The organism is Pseudomonas costantinii, from assembly GCF_001870435.1.
In the GTDB taxonomy this organism is placed as follows: domain Bacteria; phylum Pseudomonadota; class Gammaproteobacteria; order Pseudomonadales; family Pseudomonadaceae; genus Aquipseudomonas; species Aquipseudomonas costantinii.
Map to the genome: position 1 here is coordinate 57,864 of NZ_MDDR01000034.1, position 19,715 is coordinate 77,578.

General features: G+C 56.2%; 16 protein-coding genes, 1 tRNA gene and 1 pseudogene. 13 read left to right on the forward strand and 5 right to left on the reverse strand.

The features are described 5' to 3' along the window. The first annotated feature begins 102 nt into the window (after window positions 1-102). Together BFL40_RS15700 and BFL40_RS15705 are read left to right on the forward strand one after the other, a co-directional pair. Window positions 103-3,846 carry a bifunctional diguanylate cyclase/phosphodiesterase gene (locus tag BFL40_RS15700; RefSeq protein WP_071484857.1) on the forward strand — a complete coding sequence of 1,248 codons (3,744 nt, stop codon included), beginning with the start codon at window positions 103-105 and terminating at the stop codon, window positions 3,844-3,846. A gap of 15 nt (window positions 3,847-3,861) precedes the next feature. Then, window positions 3,862-3,938 (forward strand) — tRNA-Ile (locus BFL40_RS15705). A gap of 102 nt (window positions 3,939-4,040) precedes the next feature. Here the strand turns inward: BFL40_RS15705 and BFL40_RS15710 are convergent. Continuing rightward, window positions 4,041-4,940 carry an SH3 domain-containing protein gene (locus BFL40_RS15710; protein ID WP_159440220.1) on the reverse strand — a complete coding sequence of 300 codons (900 nt, stop codon included), beginning with the start codon at window positions 4,938-4,940 and terminating at the stop codon, window positions 4,041-4,043. 34 nt (window positions 4,941-4,974) lie between these two features. Beyond that, complete coding sequence (locus tag BFL40_RS15715; RefSeq protein ID WP_439896725.1) at window positions 4,975-5,817, reverse strand: phage integrase; 843 nt, start codon at window positions 5,815-5,817, stop codon at window positions 4,975-4,977. 50 nt (window positions 5,818-5,867) lie between these two features. On the opposite strand from BFL40_RS15715, the pseudogene BFL40_RS15720 reads away from it, so the two are divergent. Together BFL40_RS15720 and BFL40_RS15725 are read left to right on the forward strand one after the other, a co-directional pair. Continuing rightward, window positions 5,868-6,311, forward strand: a pseudogene (locus BFL40_RS15720) (hypothetical protein); the annotation flags it as partial. 53 nt (window positions 6,312-6,364) lie between these two features. Then, entirely contained in the window at window positions 6,365-7,135 is a 771-nt protein-coding gene (locus BFL40_RS15725; RefSeq protein WP_071484859.1) for a hypothetical protein, read from the forward strand. A gap of 65 nt (window positions 7,136-7,200) precedes the next feature. Here BFL40_RS15725 and BFL40_RS15730 read toward each other — a convergent pair whose 3' ends face one another. Further along, window positions 7,201-8,439 (reverse strand): hypothetical protein, encoded by a 1,239-nt coding sequence (locus tag BFL40_RS15730; RefSeq protein ID WP_071484860.1) that lies wholly within the window; start codon window positions 8,437-8,439, stop codon window positions 7,201-7,203. Window positions 8,440-9,042: 603 nt separating this feature from the next. Between BFL40_RS15730 and BFL40_RS15735 the strand changes: the two genes are divergently transcribed. The 9 genes from BFL40_RS15735 (at window position 9,043) to pqqE (ending at window position 17,934) form a co-directional block, all read left to right on the forward strand. Next, window positions 9,043-9,489: an Lrp/AsnC family transcriptional regulator gene (locus BFL40_RS15735; RefSeq protein WP_071484861.1), complete on the forward strand. Its 447-nt coding sequence runs from the start codon at window positions 9,043-9,045 to the stop codon at window positions 9,487-9,489. 146 nt (window positions 9,490-9,635) lie between these two features. After that, complete coding sequence (locus BFL40_RS15740) at window positions 9,636-11,327, forward strand: flavin monoamine oxidase family protein (RefSeq protein WP_071484862.1); 1,692 nt, start codon at window positions 9,636-9,638, stop codon at window positions 11,325-11,327. A gap of 10 nt (window positions 11,328-11,337) precedes the next feature. Beyond that, window positions 11,338-12,132 (forward strand): carbon-nitrogen hydrolase family protein, encoded by a 795-nt coding sequence (locus BFL40_RS15745; protein WP_071484863.1) that lies wholly within the window; start codon window positions 11,338-11,340, stop codon window positions 12,130-12,132. Between the two features lie 48 nt (window positions 12,133-12,180). Continuing rightward, entirely contained in the window at window positions 12,181-14,559 is a 2,379-nt protein-coding gene (pqqF, locus tag BFL40_RS15750) for a pyrroloquinoline quinone biosynthesis protein PqqF (protein WP_071484864.1), read from the forward strand. 158 nt (window positions 14,560-14,717) lie between these two features. Then, window positions 14,718-14,792, forward strand: a complete 75-nt coding sequence (gene pqqA, locus BFL40_RS15755; protein ID WP_003194766.1) for a pyrroloquinoline quinone precursor peptide PqqA — start codon at window positions 14,718-14,720, stop codon at window positions 14,790-14,792. 71 nt (window positions 14,793-14,863) lie between these two features. Further along, window positions 14,864-15,775, forward strand: a complete 912-nt coding sequence (gene pqqB / locus BFL40_RS15760) for a pyrroloquinoline quinone biosynthesis protein PqqB (protein WP_071484865.1) — start codon at window positions 14,864-14,866, stop codon at window positions 15,773-15,775. Window positions 15,776-15,786: 11 nt separating this feature from the next. Next, a complete protein-coding gene (gene pqqC, locus BFL40_RS15765) occupies window positions 15,787-16,539 on the forward strand; it encodes a pyrroloquinoline-quinone synthase PqqC (RefSeq protein WP_071484866.1) in 753 nt (250 codons plus the stop codon). Continuing rightward, window positions 16,536-16,811 carry a pyrroloquinoline quinone biosynthesis peptide chaperone PqqD gene (gene pqqD, locus BFL40_RS15770; RefSeq protein ID WP_046069808.1) on the forward strand — a complete coding sequence of 92 codons (276 nt, stop codon included), beginning with the start codon at window positions 16,536-16,538 and terminating at the stop codon, window positions 16,809-16,811. The genes pqqC and pqqD overlap by 4 nt, the downstream gene beginning before the upstream one ends. Further along, window positions 16,804-17,934, forward strand: coding sequence for a pyrroloquinoline quinone biosynthesis protein PqqE (pqqE, locus tag BFL40_RS15775; protein ID WP_071484867.1), 1,131 nt, complete (start codon window positions 16,804-16,806; stop codon window positions 17,932-17,934). The genes pqqD and pqqE overlap by 8 nt, the downstream gene beginning before the upstream one ends. Window positions 17,935-17,939: 5 nt before the next feature. On the opposite strand, the gene BFL40_RS15780 is transcribed toward pqqE, so the two are convergent. Both BFL40_RS15780 and BFL40_RS15785 read right to left on the reverse strand, forming a co-directional pair. Further along, window positions 17,940-18,098 (reverse strand): YqaE/Pmp3 family membrane protein, encoded by a 159-nt coding sequence (locus BFL40_RS15780; protein WP_010207008.1) that lies wholly within the window; start codon window positions 18,096-18,098, stop codon window positions 17,940-17,942. Window positions 18,099-18,280: 182 nt separating this feature from the next. Beyond that, entirely contained in the window at window positions 18,281-19,543 is a 1,263-nt protein-coding gene (locus BFL40_RS15785; RefSeq protein WP_071484868.1) for an aspartate aminotransferase family protein, read from the reverse strand. Window positions 19,544-19,715 lie beyond the last annotated feature (172 nt).

The window sequence follows — 19,715 nt, forward strand, 5'->3', positions numbered from 1 at the left end:
CTTTCTACAGATTACTTTCTATAGATTAAATGCCTCGCAACACCCCTCCCCCGTAATGCCCGTCTACACTCGAAACATTCCCCGTGCCATAACGAGACCGTTATGCCCAGACTGCCGACCGTGATACTGCTGTCGTTGCTGACCTGGACCGCAACGGCTCGCGCGTTGACTCTTACTGATGATGAGCGTGGCTGGTTGACGGACCATCAGGAACTGCGCCTGGGGGTGGATGCCTCTTGGCCACCCTTCGAATACCGTGACGAAAATGGTCGTTATCAAGGCCTGGCCGCCGACTATGTGCGCCTGATTCAGGACCGCCTGGGCGTCAAGATAAAGCTGATCGAGCCCGTTAACTGGACCGCCGTACTCGAGCAAGCCAAAAACAATCAGTTGGACCTGCTGCCCGGCATCATGTCCACACCGGAGCGTCAAAGCTTTTTGGCCTTCACGCGCCCGTATCTCGACTTCCCCATCGTCATCCTCGCCCATGAAGGCGGCGCCAAACCGCGCAACCTCAAAGACTTGTATGGGCTCAAGATTGCCGTGGTAGAAAACTACGCCCCCCACGAATTGCTGCGCACCCATCACCCCGACCTCAACCTGGTGGCCATGCCCAACGTCAGCTCGACGTTGCAGGCCCTGGCTACGGACGAAGTGGATGCGGTGGTCGGTGACCTGGCCTCCAGCGTCTGGAGCCTGCGCCAGCTCAAACTCGATGGTTTGTACGTCAGCGGCGAAACGCCCTACCGCTATCAGTTGGCAATGGGTGTACCGCGGGATGAGAAAATACTGGTGGGAATTCTGGACAAGGTTCTCGCTGACCTCAGCCCAGATGAAACCGACGCTATCCAGCAACACTGGGTAGGCAGCCTCTCCGATCACCGTACGTTTTGGGCCGACTTGTTGACGTACGGCCTGCCAGCGGTACTACTGCTGAGCACCGTGCTGGTCATCGTGATTCGAATCAACCGTCGACTCAGTTCGGAAATTTCCCGTCGGGTCGCACTTGAGCAAGAGCTGCGCAGCAGCGAATACCACTATCGCGGCCTGGTGGAAAGTCTATCCGCCATCGCCTGGGAAGCCAGCATCAGCGATTTCACCTACAGCTACGTGTCGCCCCACGCCGAAGACCTGCTGGGCTACCCTCGCGCCCACTGGCTGATTCCCGGCTTCTGGCGCAACATCATCCACCCCGCCGACCTGGCGCGAGCCGAGGCCTACTCCTATCAGGAAACCCGCGCCAACCGCGATTACAGCCTCGATTATCGGGTAATCACCGCCGACGGCCGCTGCTTGTGGGTGCGCGACATTGTCAGTCTGATCGAGCACGGCCATGAGCCGGTGCTACGCGGCTTGATGATCGATATCAGTGAAACCAAACGTACCGAAGAAGCACTACAGCTTTCCGAGCAGAAATTTGCCTCGGTGTTCCAGCAATGCCCGGACATTCTGGTGATCGCCCGGTTGTCAGATGGCTGCCTGCTTGAAGTCAACAAGGCATTCGAGGACCAGATTGGCCTGACCGCCGAAGAGGTCGTGGGTAAAACCGCCACCGAACTGAATATCTGGGGGATTCAAGGCGTCGGCCCCGAGCTGCTACAACAGGTACAAACCACCAGCATCCGCAACCTGGAAATGCCTTTTCTGCGCAGCAATGGGCAAGCGTTCACCGGACTGATTTCAGCGGAGCCGTTCCAACTCGATACCACCGAGGCCCTGGTAGTGGTCGTTCGTGATATCACCCAACTCAAGAAAACCCAACAACAGTTGCAAACTTCCGAAGAGAAATTCGCCAAGGCCTTCCATGCCTCACCCGACGGTTTGCTATTGAGCCGTCAGCGCGATGGGCTGCTGATTGAAGTGAACGAGGGCTTCAGCCGTCTGACCGGATACCCCAGCGCAGCGTCCCTCGACCAATCGACCTTGGACCTGGGTATCTGGGTCGACCTCAACGAACGCAAACACATGCTGGAACTGATGCAGCGCGACGGCTTTGTCTGCGACTTCATCTGCCATATCCGCCGCGCCGATGGCCTGATTCGCCTCTGCGAGCTGTCCAGCCGTCCACTGCCCATCGGCGAAGAAGATTGCATGCTGACCATTGCCCGGGACATCACCGAGCGCCAGATGATGCAGGAAAAGCTCCAACAAGCCGCCACCGTGTTCGAAAGCACCGCCGAAGGCGTGTTGATCACCGACACCCGGCAGAACATCAGCGCCGTTAACCGCGCGTTCAGTGAGATCACCGGTTACAGCGAAGCCGAAGCCCTCGGCCACACCCCTCGCCTGCTCGCCTCTGGCCTGCACGACAGCGCGTTCTACGCAGCGATGTGGCATCAACTGACGGCCCAAGGTCATTGGCAGGGTGAGATTTCAAACCGCCGCAAGAACGGCGAGTTGTATCCCAGTTGGCTGACCATCAGCGCCGTGCGCAACCGCGACCAACTGATCACGCACTTTGTCGCCGTGTTTGCCGACATCTCCAGTCTCAAGCACGCGCAGGCACGCCTTGATTACCAGGCGCACCACGACCCGCTCACTGGCCTGCCCAACCGCACCCTGTTTGAAAACCGACTGCTGGCAGCTCTAAACAACCAACGGGAAACCGGCAACCAAGGCGCCGTGCTGTTTCTCGACCTGGACCGCTTCAAACACATCAATGACAGCCTGGGTCACCCGATCGGCGACCTGCTGCTCAAGGACATCGCCGTACGCCTCAAGGAACAACTGCGTGATATCGACACCGTTGCACGCCTGGGTGGCGACGAATTCATCATCCTGCTACCCGGCCTTCAACAAGCCAGCGATGCCCAGCACCTGGCCAATAAACTGCTCGCGTGTTTCACCCCTCCCTTTCAGGCGGGCGAGCACGAGTTCTTTATCAGCGCCAGCATCGGCACCAGCTTGTACCCCCAAGACGGCACCGACGTCGCCACCCTGGTCAAAAATGCCGACGCCGCGATGTACCGCTCCAAGGCCAAAGGCCGCAACCGGGTTGAAAGCTACACCCGGGACCTCACGGCCCAGGCCAACGAACGCGTGGCACTGGAACACGAACTGCGTCGCGCCATTGAGCGTGAAGAGTTGAGCCTCTTTTACCAACCGAAACTGAGTCTGCTGACACAAGAGCTGATTGGCGCCGAAGCGCTGATCCGCTGGCATCACCCGACCTTTGGAGACGTTCCGCCCGAGCACTTCATCGCGTTGGCCGAAGAGAATGGCATGATCCTGCAGATTGGCGACTGGGTACTGGAGCAGGCGTGCCGACAAATGAATATATGGAAAGACGCCTTCGATGACTTCGGACCGCTGTCGGTGAACCTTGCCGGAGCACAACTGCGTCACCCCAATCTGCTGACGCGCATCAAACAGTTGCTACGCGATTACGCTCTCGAGCCAGGCAGCCTGCAACTGGAGATCACCGAAAACTTCATCATGAGCCAGGCCGAAGAGGCGCTGGAGGTGCTGCATCAGCTGAAACGCCTGGGCGTCCAACTGGCGATTGATGATTTCGGCACCGGCTATTCATCCCTCAGCTACCTCAAGCGTCTGCCGTTGGATTTCCTCAAGATCGACCAGTCCTTCGTCCGCGGCCTGCCCGACGACCCTCACGATGCCGCCATCGTGCGCGCCATCATCGCCCTGGGCCACAGCATGCAATTCACCATCATCGCCGAAGGCGTGGAAAACTCGGCGCAGCAAGCCTTCCTCGCCGCAGAGGGCTGTGAACAGATGCAAGGCTACATCGTCAGCCTGCCCCTACCACCGGAGCTTTTTGCCGCAACCTTCCTTCACATGCGTGTTTCAGACTTTTCGGATAGCACAGCGGAGAAACCATCGCTATAATCCGCGACCTACTGAGGGCCTATAGCTCAGTTGGTCAGAGCAGAGGACTCATAATCCTTTGGTCCACGGTTCAAGTCCGTGTGGGCCCACCAACTCCAAAGCCGCGCATTGCGCGGCTTTTGTCGTTTCTGGCGGCTGAGAAAATTGATCAATCAGATTGCAAAAAGCGGACTCCGTCCACAAGACGTCCACAGTCATTTTTTATCGGGTTTTTTGAACGCTACAAATTTCTTATAGATCCACCCTTGCATTCGCACGCCATCCAGCTCCAGGGACACCTTTATCCAACCGTTGTTTTCAGGGTCATCAAGCGGGGTGAAGGTCTGTAAAGGCTGTACTTTACCCAACGATTCTGAGCTAGAGGCAGGCTCAGCCCGAAGGTTAACGTTCGCACTTTTAACCAGCCACACACCGTCTTGGGCAATATCCTGACCTTTCTGCGCCCTACATAAAGATGTATAGACACTCCACCCCTTAGGCTCAGGAGGCAAAACTCTACAGACGACTCCAACTAAGCCGTCAAGAGCAACAGCCTTCTCCGCAATATAAAAACCCTTTACAAGCAAAGAAGAAGCATTACTACCAGCCAAAGTTAAAAGTAAGCCGAATATGCGTAAAGCCACCTGTAGATTACTTAAGCCTAAATGTTCTCTATCTCTTACCAGCTTAAGGATTTTCTTTTTTAAAGGACCTGACGCCGTGGAGCTTACCCTACCAGAAAACAGTATCTCCACATCAATCGTATCAGAGTAGTTATGAACATCTGCCACTTCAACAACTGAGATATCCGAGGTCAGCATTCTAAACTGAGGAGACTCCTTGAACGCTCTAAATGTTTTAAAGGAACCTGTTAAGTTGTCAAAGGCGCGGGGCAGCGTTACGAGCAGATTGCTGCCCTCTATCATGGAACTCCATTTTTCCGCTACCGCCCTAAGTTCATCGCTAGACGCCAATTTATGCCACTCTTCTTGATTCAACTCCAACTCAAGAAGAGATGCACCCAATATACTCAATGGGACAGCCTCTAAAACCTTACGCAATGGCACTTTCAGTTTGATCTTTTCTGAAGCTTGCGAAGGCGCAATGGAGTCCATAAGAAATGACTTCCTTATCCAATTACTTTCTGACTTATCCCCCATCACTACTCCTTAGAAATTTATTAGCCATAGGATTCAGCCTTACAACCTCAGCCATGTGGCCAGGGCTAAAATGAGCGTACTTTTGCGTCATTGCCAATGTCGCATGCCCCAACACCCTTTGTAATGTCAGGATATCTCCACCATTCATCATGTAATGGCTAGCAAAAGTGTGGCGGAGGACATGAGTCATTTGACCATCGGGCAGCTCTAGACCTATCGCGTCAACCGAGCGACGAAACGTATTGTAGGCAGGCGTAAATGGGAGCCTTTCCCTCAACCGCTTTTCAAGGTCGCTCGAAATAGGCACAGACCTGTTTTTACTGGATTTGGTTTTGTTGTAATGAATTAATCCGTGGCGCACCTGACGCGCCAGCAAACTTTCAGCCTCACCCCACCTTGCACCAGTCGCCAAACATATCTGCGCGATGAGACAAGCATCGGAGTCGCGTTGATGAAGATCTCCCAAGAGGGCAACTATTTGGTCGTCCAATAGATAGACCATCTCAGTTTCGTCAAATTTAAGCTTACGGACTTTGGCTAGCGGGTTATCGGTTTCCCATTCACCGAGACGTCCCAACTCATTAAACATAGCCCTTAGGTACACCAACTCATGATTGAGCATGTTGGCGCTGGTCGGCTTGGCGTCCTCACCGTCCTTTGCAAATCCTCTGCCAGGAGTTTGTCGCGAGTGCCGCCCTTCTGCACGCTCTGCACGGTACTGAGCAAAGTCGGCAGCGTTAAATGACGAAGCCTTCGGATTACCCATTCGCAAAATCATGTTGCGTAGCAACGACAACCGTTGCTCATCCGTCTTCAAGTTCTGGCCATGCACCGTGTACCAACGCTCAGCCAAGTCTAATAATTTACGGGTATCGTGCTTGGGTGGACGACCATTCTACAGAGTCAGTGGGTGGGATCAAGACGATCGAGGCGCTGGGCGCGCTCAAGCTGCTGTCTGGCGGATCTGCGAGCCTGGCGGCGGTGGATGATCTGCACCAGGCGACTGGGCGGGATTTGAACCTGGTGGTGGGGCAGAAGCATAACGCCACGGTGGGTGGGGATATGGAGGAAAGGATTCAGGGGATGCGAGAGAGCGTGGCGGCGGTCGGTCAGCGTCTAGTCGCGCCCAAGACCTGGTTGGGGGCCGAGGGCGTGAACGTTCTACAGGTGCTATGTGAATTGCTCGACCTAGTACAGCAGATGAATGTCCAGTTGGCGAACCATGTTCATGGTCCAACTCCTGTACCAAATAGCTCAGGTGATTTTATTAAGGTAGGAGCAGAGGTGGTAAAAATTTCGGAGAAGTTGAAAGCAATCACCTTGTGAAGATATAGTCGTTGGTGCGATTGAAAAACACGGATCTAATCCTGGAGTGACAAATGGATCTTTATGGGGTGAAGGATTATCTTGAGCGTGCAAAAAAACTATTGAATGATTCAGGTCAGCATTCATTTAAGTATGCTTGTCTTGAGCTTAGGTTTTGCCTGGAAATTATAGCTTATCGGCAACTTGAGCAGTTCGGAGATGAAATTCCAGGAAGTATTGTTGGGCAATGGAAGCCAGATCAAATTATTAGGAAGCTTGCTTCGTTTAGCCCTGAGTCGGAGTTTGATGGGGTGCTAAGTATTGGATCTTCTAATTCTGTTGATACCCTCCCTGATGAGTGGGAGGAGGCCGCAGAAAGTAAGGCGATTAGGTGGAGGGTATTCAGAAAGCATTATAATAAGCTTGGCTCGTATTTGCATGCGCCCATGAAGTTTAAGGACGGGGAGCGCCATGTTCCTTCTGGAAATTTGGATGAGATTATATCTGACATAGAACATGTGTTGTCTGCGACTGTTATTTTGGCCGTGAAAAGCATAATTAACGCGGTCTGTGAGTGTGGCGAGGCCGTTTGTATTGGGCAGTTTGAATTTGAGGATGATGAGTTAGTTAGATGTAATAATAAGTCGTGTGGCCTGTTTTGGAAAAAAGTAACGCGTGAAGATGGTGGGCAGGTATTGCAACATGCTAAGGCAGTGGTGTTCAGATGCGGTTGTGAAGCAACAATGTCTGTTCCTGTTGATAGGGTATGGGATCGTTTTAGTTGTAGGGGGTGTCACGCTACCTATCGACTGAATTTGGGATTATCAAAGGTAGTACGATTGTAGAGTTACTAAAGCCGTCATCTGACGGCTTTCAATAATGTTCGGAGGGTCTAGGGTTTTAAGGCGTATTAAGACCTGTGTCGTGTCAGGCTGATTGGTAGTCCGTCCATAATGGTTCCATGTTTTAATTGGTATTCAAGCATTGAAAGTTTTTCAATTTTGTTGGTTTCATAATTTATTAAGAAATAAATTGGAAGTTCAAGGTTTGTAGTTATTGAATTGCTTGCTAGTAGTACTTTGTGTGTCCCTGCCCCATACAGTTTTGCGTTAAAATATATATCCCTTCCGCCGAGGGTGGAAGGGATAGCCATTAGCATTGCACAATGGCATTTTTCCGGGGTATTGCCGAACAAGTCTGAAATGGTTTTTTCTGTATTCTCGCCAAAAGAAGAAAATGGTAGTTCTGGAAGTCCTGTTAATATAGAACTTTTAACTTGGTCAAATTCTGCATAGCTTGCTGCCATTACTCCGAATGTATGAATGAAAAGGTTTAGGCCTATCTTGGCAATGGCGCGTTCAGACTCGGGTATGTCCACAGTCATTTCTATTTGTACTAATGGGTTGTTGATGGTATTTGGTTGAGCATCAATATGTTTGTTTTGGATGCTCGGGAGCGTTCTTCTCATGCTTCTTAGGAGTGTGGCGTGAGTTTCGCTGTTTTGCGTTTTTAGTACTACTTGTCCTTTGAGTCTTTGGAAGAATCTAGATTCATAATTTTTGCTTTTGTCCGACGGCGTTGCTGACCATATTCCTGTGGATGGCGGCTTGTTGAGAGTTTCTTGCTTGGATAAGTTGTATTTGTCATCTTTCCACTCATACGTAGTAATTTCGAATGTTTTGGGATCGATCTTTTTGATTATGTTTGTTATTGGGCTGTTTAAGGAGGTTTCGAGGGCCTTATATAGTTTTAATAAGTGTGGGGAGTCCTGCGCGACATAGTGTATTTTTCCACCTTCGAATATGCATTGGGCTAATATCGTCTCTATTCCATGTTTGTCGTCTTCGGCTTCTAGCAGCCTTCCTGATTCGTCTATGATGAAGTGATTTCTAGTTTCAATCGTTGGCTTGGATGTATGTGCGCCTCTTTCTCTTGTTTTTGACTGCATGAATTTTCTACCGAGACCTGTCGGTGATCTTCGCATTAACGAAAGCTCAAGGCCTGAAAAGACTTTTGTGTTGCAGTTGGCACATACTGAATCAATAAGGATGAAGTTGTTATCGTCTCCACCCATGCCTGCGGGAAATACATGCTCGTCGGAAAATGGGCCGAGGCTAGCGCAGTAAACACACTTCTTTTTATCGTCCACTTTGAACTCCATTCTGCGCAGTTGTTTTTTAGGTGTATCACACTTTAGTTTGATTCAGATCTGTCTCGGTTTGTACGTCTGAGGTTGATGGTACTAAAGTAATCATTGTTATCAATACAATCCTTTTGTGATCAACTCGCTGGCGGCTATCGGCTAAAAGCTGGACCAACAGAAAAATCTCTGTGAAAAAGCACTTATCCCCCTCCCGCCGACGGGCTTTGCGTTGGCTTTTTGTGCAAACCATCAAGGTGATGCAATCAGGGCTCCAGACTAGGCCGGCCGTGGGACGTCATGGGGAATGGTGATTGCACGATGTGAGAGGTTTTGCAAAGGGGAGCAACGGATGTTGCAGAAGGCCGTCCACAAAGCGTCCACACTAGCCGTAAATCTATTCGGCACATATGAACAAAAACACAATAAAATCTACGATTTACGGGTTTTCCCCAATAGGGATTGGGCTTTTATTCGGGCTCATAATCCTTTGGTCCACGGTTCAAGTCCGTGTGGGCCCACCAATTCGAAAGCCGCGCATTGCGCGGCTTTTGTGTGTCTGGAAGTCTGTAACATGTAGCCCCTCTTGCCGCCCGCACTGGAGCTCTCCCTTTGCCAGTCCTAGATGAAATCGACCGCCAACTGATCGCCGCCCTGCAGATCAACGCCCGCGAAAGCGTGGCCATGCTTGCTCGGCAGTTGGGTATCGCACGCACCACGGTGACGTCGCGCCTGGCACGCCTGGAGAAAACCCAGGTGATTACCGGTTATGGCGTGCGTCTCGGCCAACGTATCGTCGATGGGGGGTTGCAGGCCTATGTGGGGATCACGGTGCAAGCGCGCTCGGGCAAGGAAGTACTGCGCAAGCTGAGTGCCATGGCTCAAGTTCAACAACTGTGCGCCGTGAGTGGCGAGTTCGATTACGTGGCGTGGCTACGCACTGACTCACCGGAACAACTTGATCAGTTGTTGGACCAGATCGGCAGCGTCGACGGTGTGGAGAAAACCACCACTTCGATCATCCTCAGCAGCAAACTGGATCGCGGCCAACCAATCTGACCACAAACCTCGTCATTTTGGCTTAAAACAATCCAATTCGACGACACTTTGCGTCTTATTAACGAACGCAACGCCCCCTAAACTGGCTGCCATCTTTTCCTATACTCTGCGGGACGTGCCCCGCCGAGTTGCCAGCCAGGTCAGCCATGAACGCATTCAACAAAAACAATCGCCACCCTGCAGACGGTAAAAAACCCATCACCATCTTCGGCCCGGATTTTCCGTTTGCCTTTGATGACTGGATCGAACACCCGGCAGGCCTGGGCAGTATCCCGGCCGCCAACCATGGTGCCGAAGTGGCGGTTGTCGGTGCCGGGATTGCTGGCCTGGTTGCCGCCTACGAACTGATGAAACTTGGCCTCAAACCCGTGGTGTACGAAGCCTCGAAGATGGGCGGTCGCTTGCGCTCCCAGGCGTTTGAAGGCGCCGAGGGCATCATCGCCGAGCTGGGTGGCATGCGTTTCCCCGTGTCGTCTACAGCGTTCTACCACTATGTAGACAAGCTGGGCCTGGAGACCAAACCGTTCCCCAACCCGCTGACCCCGGCCTCCGGCAGCACGGTGATCGACCTGGAAGGCCAGACTCATTACGCACAAAAACTCTCCGACTTGCCGGTGTTGTTCCAGGAAGTCGCCGATGCCTGGGCTGATGCCCTGGAAGCCGGTTCGCAGTTCGGCGATATCCAGCAAGCCATCCGCGACCGCGATGTGCCACGCCTGAAGGAACTCTGGAACAAACTGGTGCCGTTGTGGGACGACCGCACGTTCTATGACTTCGTCGCCACCTCCAAGGCCTTCGCCAAGTTGTCCTTCCTGCACCGCGAAGTGTTTGGCCAGGTGGGTTTCGGCACTGGCGGCTGGGACTCGGATTTCCCCAACTCCATGCTGGAAATCTTCCGTGTGGTGATGACCAACTGCGACGATCACCAGCACTTGGTAGTCGGCGGCGTGGCGCAAGTGCCCATGGGCATTTGGCGCCACGTGCCGGAGCGCTGCGCCCACTGGCCGGCAGGCACTAGCCTCAGTTCATTGCACCGAGGTGCGCCACGGGCGGGCGTGAAGCGCATCGCCCACGCACCGGGTGGCCGTTTCGCGGTGACCGACAACTACGGCGACACCCGCGAATACGCCGCCGTGCTGACCACCTGCCAGAGCTGGCTGCTGACCACCCAGATCGAATGCGACGAATCCCTGTTCTCGCAAAAGATGTGGATGGCCCTGGACCGCACCCGCTACATGCAATCGTCGAAGACCTTCGTGATGGTCGACCGCCCGTTCTGGAAAGACAAAGACCCGGAAACCGGCCGCGACCTGATGAGCATGACCCTCACCGATCGCCTGACCCGCGGCACTTACCTGTTCGATAACGGCGACGATAAACCGGGCGTGATCTGCCTGTCGTACTCGTGGATGAGCGACGCGCTGAAAATGCTGCCGCAGCCCATCGATAAGCGCGTGAAGCTGGCCCTCGACGCGCTGAAAAAGATCTACCCGAAAGTCGACATCAAGGCACGCATCATCGGCGATCCGATCACCGTGTCCTGGGAAGCCGACCCGCATTTCCTCGGGGCCTTCAAAGGCGCGCTACCCGGCCACTATCGCTACAACCAGCGGATGTATGCGCACTTTATGCAGAAGGACATGCCCGCCGAACAACGTGGGATTTTTATCGCTGGGGACGACGTTTCCTGGACTCCTGCCTGGGTGGAGGGCGCGGTGCAAACCTCACTGAACGCCGTGTGGGGCATCATGACCCACTTCGGCGGTGGCACTCACCCTGAGAACCCGGGGCCGGGTGATGTGTTTGACGAAATCGGGCCAATCGCCCTGGCCGATTAAGGAGTTGAGCATGCGTGTCGCCCTGTACCAATGCCCACCACTGCCGCTGGATGTCGCCGGTAACCTCAAGCGCCTGCACCAGCTCGCGCATGAGGCATCGGGTGCCGATGTGCTGGTGCTGCCGGAGATGTTCCTCACTGGTTACAACATCGGCGCCGCAGCTGTCGGCGCTCTGGCCGAAGCGCAAGACGGGCCATCAGCACTGGCAATTGCCGAACTGGCAATAAGCGCCGGGCTGGCGATTGTGTACGGTTATCCGGAGCGGGCCGAGGACGGGCAGATCTACAACGCGGTGCAGTTGATCGATGCCCATGGCCAGCGCCTGTGCAACTACCGCAAGACTCATTTGTTTGGCGATCTGGACCACTCAATGTTCAGTGCCGGCGAGGGTGATTTCCCGTTGGTGGAATTGAACGGCTGGAAACTGGGATTCCTGATCTGCTACGACCTGGAGTTCCCGGAAAACACCCGTCGCCTGGCCTTGGCCGGTGCCGAGCTGATCCTGGTGCCCACCGCCAATATGGTGCCGTTCGACTTTGTCGCCGACGTAACCGTGCGGGCGCGGGCCTTTGAAAATCAATGTTACGTGGCCTACGCCAACTACTGCGGGCATGAAGGCGCGATTCAATACTGTGGGCAAAGCAGCATTGCCGCGCCGGATGGTCAGCGCATCGCGCAAGCGGGCCTGGATGAAGCCTTGATCGTCGGCACGCTGAATCGCCAATCGATCATCGATGCCCGCGCCGCCAATCACTACCTGCAAGACCGCCGCCCTGAGTTGTACGGCGCGCTGTACAAGCCCTGACCCGGCGGGTTTGCTAGCATAGGCACTTCCTACGTTTCGGAAGTGCCCATGCCTGCGCCGGCCCACCCTCATCACCTTCACCTGACCCTGGCCAATGGCCTGCGTGTTTCCTTGCGCCATGCGCCGCGGTTGAAGCGTTGCGCCGCCGTGTTACGGGTTGCCGCCGGCAGCCATGACGTGCCTTTGGCGTGGCCAGGACTGGCGCACTTTCTGGAACATCTTCTGTTTCTCGGTACCGAGCGGTTTCCCACGAGCGAAGGGTTAATGGCGTACGTACAGCGCCAGGGTGGGCAGGTGAATGCCAGCACCCGTGAGCGCACCACAGACTTCTTCTTTGAACTGCCGGTTTCCACCTTTGCGGATGGGATGGAACGGTTGGCGAACATGCTGACCCATCCGCGCCTGACGGTCGAAGACCAACTGCGTGAACGTGAAGTACTGCACGCAGAGTTTGTCGCCTGGTCCCAAGATGCCACGGCGCAGCAGCAGGTTGCACTGCTGGAAGGTCTGGCGGCTGATCATCCGCTGCGAGGCTTTCATGCGGGCAACCGCGACAGTCTGCCGGTTGAGCGTGAGGCATTTCAGCTAGCATTGCGGGATTTCCATCTGCAGTTTTACCAGAGCGGGCAGATGACCTTGAGCCTTGCTGGCCCGCAGCCGCTGGAAGAACTGGAGGCCTTGGCACTGCAATTCAGCGAAGCCTTGATCTCTGGGCCCCACCGCCCACAGACCGCGCCACCTGCACTGATGCAAGGCCAGGCACGGGGTTATCAACACCACGCCAATCACCATCTGCATCACGTCATTACCTGTGATGTGCCCCGTGAAGCGCTGGACTTCCTTTGCATCTGGCTCAACGCCTCAGCACCCGGCGGGTTGCTGGCTGAATTGAAAACACAGCAGTTGGTCACCGACCTGCAAGCCACTGTGCTGTACCACTTCGCCGGGCAGGCGGTACTGGATATCGACTTTACGCTCAGCCCCCAAAGCCAATCGGCGACGCAGATCGAGACGCTGCTGCACGACTGGCTGAGCTTTTTTGCACGCAGTGATTGGACTTCACTGCGGGAAGAGTTCGCCCTGCTGGCTGCTCGTCAACAACACATCCAAGGCGCCTTGGCGTTGGCTCGACATGACAGCAAAGAGCTTTCAGAACAGGACGTCGCTGCCCTCCAGGCCCTGCTTGATTCACTGCACCTGCCGCCGTCCGAACATCTGTGGCAACTACCACCGAACAACCCGTTCCTGCGCCCACCGATTAAAGAAGAACGCGCCGGCCTTATTCGCGGTCAGACCAGCGCCCACCGGGGTTTGCGAACCTTTGCCCAGGATCGCTCTCGGGGACGGCGGGAGGTGTCGGCGCTGACATTCAGCCAGGCATTGGCGGATGACACCGATGAAGGCGCGCTGTACCTGCAATGGCGGTTTGATTCAGCCGTACCCGCCGGGCTCGAGAACACGTTACAGCCGTTGGCCGAAAATGCCCGTCAGGCGGGCGTCGAGTTGTCCTTCGAAATCACCACCCACGACTGGCTGGTAAAAATGGTCGGTCTTCACGAGACCATTCCGGCAGTGCTCGAAGAGCTTGCGCGTAGTCTGAGCCTATCCGGTGAACGCCAGCCACCATCCACTTCGGCGCCGATGATCGCGATCCGAGAACTGCTTAAGGCGTTGCCGGTTTGCTGTGCCGGCGTTCATTCCGAGTCCCGTGAGGCACCAGAGCCGTGGACCACTGCACGCTGGCAAGGGCTGGGGACAGGTTTGCCTGCCGCGTGTGAAGCGGCTATCAAAACCGCAGCAGCGCGGCTGCCTGGGCAGCCAGCAAATATCGAATACAAGCCCCAAGCCCTCGACGACGGCCAGCACCGCTGGCACGAGGTGAAAACCGATTCCAGCGAAGCCGCCCTGCTCCTGTTTTGCCCAACCCCGACTCAATCCTTGGCCGACGAGGCAGCATGGCGCCTGCTCGGGCATTTGCTCCAAGGACCGTTCTACCAACGTCTGCGCGTTGAACTGCAACTCGGCTACGCCGTATTCAGCGGTATCCGACAGATCAACGGGCAAACCGGCTTACTGTTTGGCGTACAGTCTCCCAGCGTTTCCCTGACCGGGATCGTCGATCACCTGCAAACCTTTCTACGGCAACTGCCGTCGTTGATCGAGAGCACTGCCGACTTGGGCAACCAAACCCTGGCCCAGCAATTCACGGCCCAGGTACTGCCTATCGCCCAAGCCGCCGATCTGCTTTGGCACGCACAGTTGGCCGGTCATCCGTCGGGCTATCTGGGTCAACTTCAACAGTTGATCCAAACCCGCACACGCGAGGATTTGCAGCGTGCAGCCCAGAAACTGAACGACGCCACAGGTGGCTGGCGCTGCGTGGCCAATAGCCCGCGTATCACCGATACCTGGCAAACGACAGGCTGATCGTTGCCAACCCTGCAATAGGCTTTTTCCACCAAGACAGCGCTAACTTGGAAAGAATTGAGTAATATTCCTGCGTACCATCTGAACATCTCCGACTGGAGGTGGACTATATGTATTACTTGGTAGTGAAAGCCCCATCCCTTGGTAGGAGTATGAATATGACCTGGTCCAAACCTGCTTACACTGATCTGCGCATCGGTTTCGAAGTCACCATGTACTTCGCCAGCCGCTGATTGGCTGAGTAATACAACGCCTCGGCTTGCCCGGGGCGTTTTTGTTTTGAGCTTTGCTTGATGGAGCGACCATGTTTGTCCAGATTCTAGGTTCCGCCGCCGGCGGTGGCTTCCCGCAGTGGAACTGCAACTGCGTGAACTGCGCAGGCTTTCGCGACGGCAGCCTGCGGGCCCAGGCGCGTACCCAGTCGTCCATCGCGATCTCCGACGATGGTGTTAACTGGGTGCTGTGCAATGCTTCGCCGGATATTCGCGCGCAACTACAGGGCTTCGCCCCGATGCAACCCGGCCGCGCGCTGCGTGATACCGGCATTAGCGCAATCATCCTGATGGACAGCCAGATCGACCACACCACTGGCCTCTTGAGCCTGCGCGAAGGCTGCCCGCACCAGGTGTGGTGCACCGACATGGTCCATGAAGACCTGAGCACCGGCTTCCCGCTATTCACCATGCTCACGCACTGGAATGGCGGCCTGGCCTGGAACCGCATCGAGCTGGACGCCAGTTTCACCATCCCGGCCTGTCCGAACCTGCGCTTCACCCCTCTGCCGTTGCGCAGTGCAGCGCCGCCCTACTCGCCGCACCGCTTCGACCCGCACCCGGGCGATAACATCGGCCTGATCGTCGAAGACCTGCGTACCGGCGGCAAACTGTTCTACGCCCCAGGCCTGGGCAAGGTCGACGCGCCGCTGCTGGAAATCATGGCCGGCAGCGATTGCCTGCTGGTCGACGGCACGATGTGGGATGACGACGAAATGCAGCGCCGTGGCGTCGGCACCCGCACCGGCCGAGAGATGGGCCACCTGGCGCAGAACGGCCCCGGCGGCATGCTTGAAGTGCTCGAACAGTTGCCGGAGCAACGCAAGGTGCTTATCCACATCAACAACACCAACCCAATCCTCGATGAAGATTCCCCCGAGCGAGCGGACCTGGTGCGGCGCAATGTCGAAGTGGCTTACGACGGCATGAGCATTGAATTGTAGGAGCAGACGAAGTGACTGACACACCGCTGACCACCACCGAATTCGAAGCAGCCTTGCGGGCCAAGGGCGCCTTCTACCATATCCATCACCCGTACCACGTGGCGATGTACGACGGTCGCGCCACCCGCGAGCAGATCCAGGGCTGGGTCGCCAACCGTTTCTACTATCAGGTGAACATCCCCCTGAAAGATGCCGCGATCCTGGCCAACTGCCTGGATCGGGAAATCCGCCGCGAGTGGATTCAGCGTCTGCTCGACCATGACGGTGCGCCCGGTGAAGACGGCGGTATCGAAGCCTGGTTGCGTCTGGGCCAGGCCGTCGGCCTAGACCCCGACCAGTTGCGCTCCCAGGAACTGGTGCTGCCCGGTGTGCGGTTTGCGGTGGATGCCTACGTCAACTTCGCCCGTCGCGCCAGTTGGCAGGAAGCCGCCAGCAGCTCTTTAACCGAGCTGTTCGCCCCGCAAATCCACCAGTCGCGCCTCGACAGCTGGCCTCAGCATTACCCGTGGATCGACCCGGCCGGGTATGAATATTTCCGCACCCGCCTGGGCCAGGCCCGCCGCGATGTGGAGCACGGTTTGGCGATCACACTGCAGCACTACACCACCCGTGAGGGCCAGGAACGCATGCTGGAAATTCTCCAGTTCAAACTGGACATTCTGTGGAGCATGCTGGATGCCATGAGCATGGCCTATGAACTGAACCGCCCGCCCTATCACAGCGTGACCGAGCAGCGGGTCTGGCATAAAGGGATCACCCTATGAGCTTTGATCGCAGCAAAAAACCGACCTGGCGCCAGGGCTACCGCTACCAGTACGAGCCCGCGCAAAAAGGCCATGTGTTGCTCTACCCTGAAGGCATGATCAAGCTCAACGACAGCGCCGCGTTGATCGGTGGTCTGATCGACGGCGAGCGCGACGTCGCAGCGATTATCGCCGAGTTGGATAAGCAGTTCCCCGGCGTGCCTGAACTCGGTGAAGACATCGAGCAATTCATGGAGGTCGCCCGTGCTGAGCACTGGATCACCCTTGCCTGAAAAACCGGCCATCGGCCTGCCGCTGTGGCTGCTCGCCGAGCTGACCTACCGCTGCCCGCTGCAGTGCCCGTATTGCTCCAACCCGCTGGATTTCGTCGAGCAGGGCAAGGAGCTGAGCACCGAGCAGTGGATCAAGGTATTTCGCGAAGCACGGGAAATGGGCGCCGCACAGTTGGGCTTTTCCGGCGGTGAGCCGCTGGTGCGCCAGGACCTTGCCGAACTGATCGCCGAGGCGCGCAAGTTGGGTTTCTACACCAACCTGATCACCTCCGGCATCGGCCTGACCGAGCAGAAGATCAGCGACTTCAAGAAGGCCGGGCTGGACCATATCCAGATCAGCTTCCAGGCCAGCGACGAGCAGGTGAACAACCTGCTGGCCGGCTCGAAAAAAGCCTTTGCACAAAAGCTGGAAATGGCCCGCGCGGTGAAGGCGCATGGTTATCCGATGGTGCTGAACTTCGTCACCCATCGGCACAATATCGACAAGATCGACCGCATTATCGAGCTGTGTATTGCCTTGGAGGCAGACTTCGTCGAGCTCGCCACCTGCCAGTTCTACGGCTGGGCACAGCTCAATCGTGTGGGGCTGTTGCCGACTCAGGAACAACTGGTGCGCGCCGAACGCATCACCAACGAATACCGCGCCAAGCTCGAAGCCGAAGGCCACCCGTGCAAGCTGATCTTCGTTACCCCGGATTACTATGAAGAGCGCCCAAAAGCCTGCATGAATGGCTGGGGCAGCATTTTTCTCACAGTGACACCGGACGGCACCGCCCTGCCCTGTCACGGCGCCCGACAGATGCCGGTGCAATTTCCCAATGTGCGCGACCACAGCATGCAGCACATCTGGTACGACTCGTTCGGTTTCAATCGCTTTCGCGGCTACGACTGGATGCCCGAGCCGTGCCGCTCATGCGATGAAAAAGAAAAGGACTTCGGCGGCTGCCGCTGCCAGGCGTTCATGCTGACGGGGGACGCGAGCAATGCCGACCCGGTGTGCAGCAAGTCCGAGCAGCACGGCATCATCCTTCAAGCACGGGAAGACGCCGAACACGCCACTCAGACCATCGAGCAGTTGGCCTTTCGCAACGAGCGCAACTCACGGCTCATCGCAAAAAGCTAAGGGCCTCAGCGCTTGGCAATGATGTACACCGCGTGGATGATGCCCGGAAAGTAACCGCACAAGGTCAACAGGATATTCAGCCAGAACGCACCGGCGAAGCCGACTTGCAGAAACACGCCCAGTGGCGGCAGCAGAATGGCGATGATGATACGAATGATATCCATGGGTCAGCTCCAAAAATCGGCTCGTGTGAGCCGTGTAGTTAATCGACCTTGGTGGTTCGTGTGGGTTCAGTGAAATATGGGCACTGCTCCATCCTTTTATCCACAGACAAAAAAACGCCTCCAGCCAAAAAAATCAGGCTGGAGGCGCCGCGTATGCCGCGAGACGGTTCAGGAAATTGGGGTTAAACGGCGATGCCTTTGCGACAGTGCAGTTGGGCAGTGCGTACACGGGAAAAGGCGCGGGCAAGACGTAGGAGCATTTCGTCGATGTGGTTTTTGCTGACGTTCAGGGCAGGAGTAAAGCGCAAGCAATTGGGCTGTGGGGCGCTGAGGATCAAGCCTTCGTGTAGCGCGGCCTTTACCACAGCATCCGCAGAATCGTCGGACAGTGTCAGGCCCCACATCAGTCCATTGCCACGCAGTTGCCCGTGGTCGTAACGGTAGGCCTGGCGCGCAAGACCTTCTCCCAGGTACAGGCCTGATTCGCGTATCTGTTCAAGAAAGCCGCTTTCCAACACCGCGTCGAGTACTGCGACACCGGCCGCTGCCATCAGCGCATTGCCGTGATGCGAGCCTTCCAGCTCACCTACTTCGAAGCAACAGGCCTTGCCGCGCGCCAGCAGCGCTGCCAAGGGCACGCCGCCGCCCAGGCCTTTGCCGAGGGTGATGATGTCAGCGCGCACGCCGTATTGTTCTTCCACAAGCAAGGTGCCACACCGACCGATGCCCGTTTGCACTTCATCAAAGATCAGCAGGATGCCCAGTTCACGGCACAGGCGTTCAACGCCTTTGAGGTAGTGCTCGGTCGCTGGGATCACGCCGGCGGCACCCTGGATCGGCTCCAGCAGGATGGCGACCGTGTGTGCATCGACGGCGGCGTGCAAGGCAGGAAGATCGTTGAAAGGTACGTGGCTGAAGCCCGGCATTTGCGGCTCAAACCGATTCTCACAGGTACCCGCCGACGCGGCCATCGCGGCAAAACTGCGACCATGGCAGCCACCACTGGCCGTAATGATGTGGTGAGCGCCGCCGCGATGCAGTTGGCCCCATTTTCGCGCCAGCTTGATCGCCGCCTCACAGGCTTCCGCGCCACTGTTGAGCAGGTACGCCTGGTCGCTTGCGGTGCGATGGCACAGACGGTCGACAAGATTGAGTTGAGCCCGGTTGTACAAGCCAATCCCAGGATTGATCACCGCTTGCATCTGCTCGGCCAAGGCATTGAGCAATACCTGCGGGCTGTGCCCGAGGCTATTGGCGCCGCCGCCTTGACTAAAGTCCAGGTAGGCACGGTCGTCACTGTCCGAAAGCCAGGAGCCCTGACCTCGAACGAAGACTTGAGGTGGACGCGCCACCGTGGGCATCAGGCATTCGCTGGAAAGATCATCACGCGGTGCATCAAGGACCAGATCGTCCAGGCTTGGCGCGGGGCGACGGAATAGATTCACAGCTCACCCCCGATGGCAACCGGACCTTGGTCGGTAAACCCTGCAAAGCCTGACGGGAGGTTTTTTGCCTTGCCTATGTAAATGCCATCAACATAAACGCTATTCATTGCCCGATCCGGCCCTGTAAGCCCTGCGAATAGGCGCTAGACTAGGCGCCTCTGGGGCCACCGGC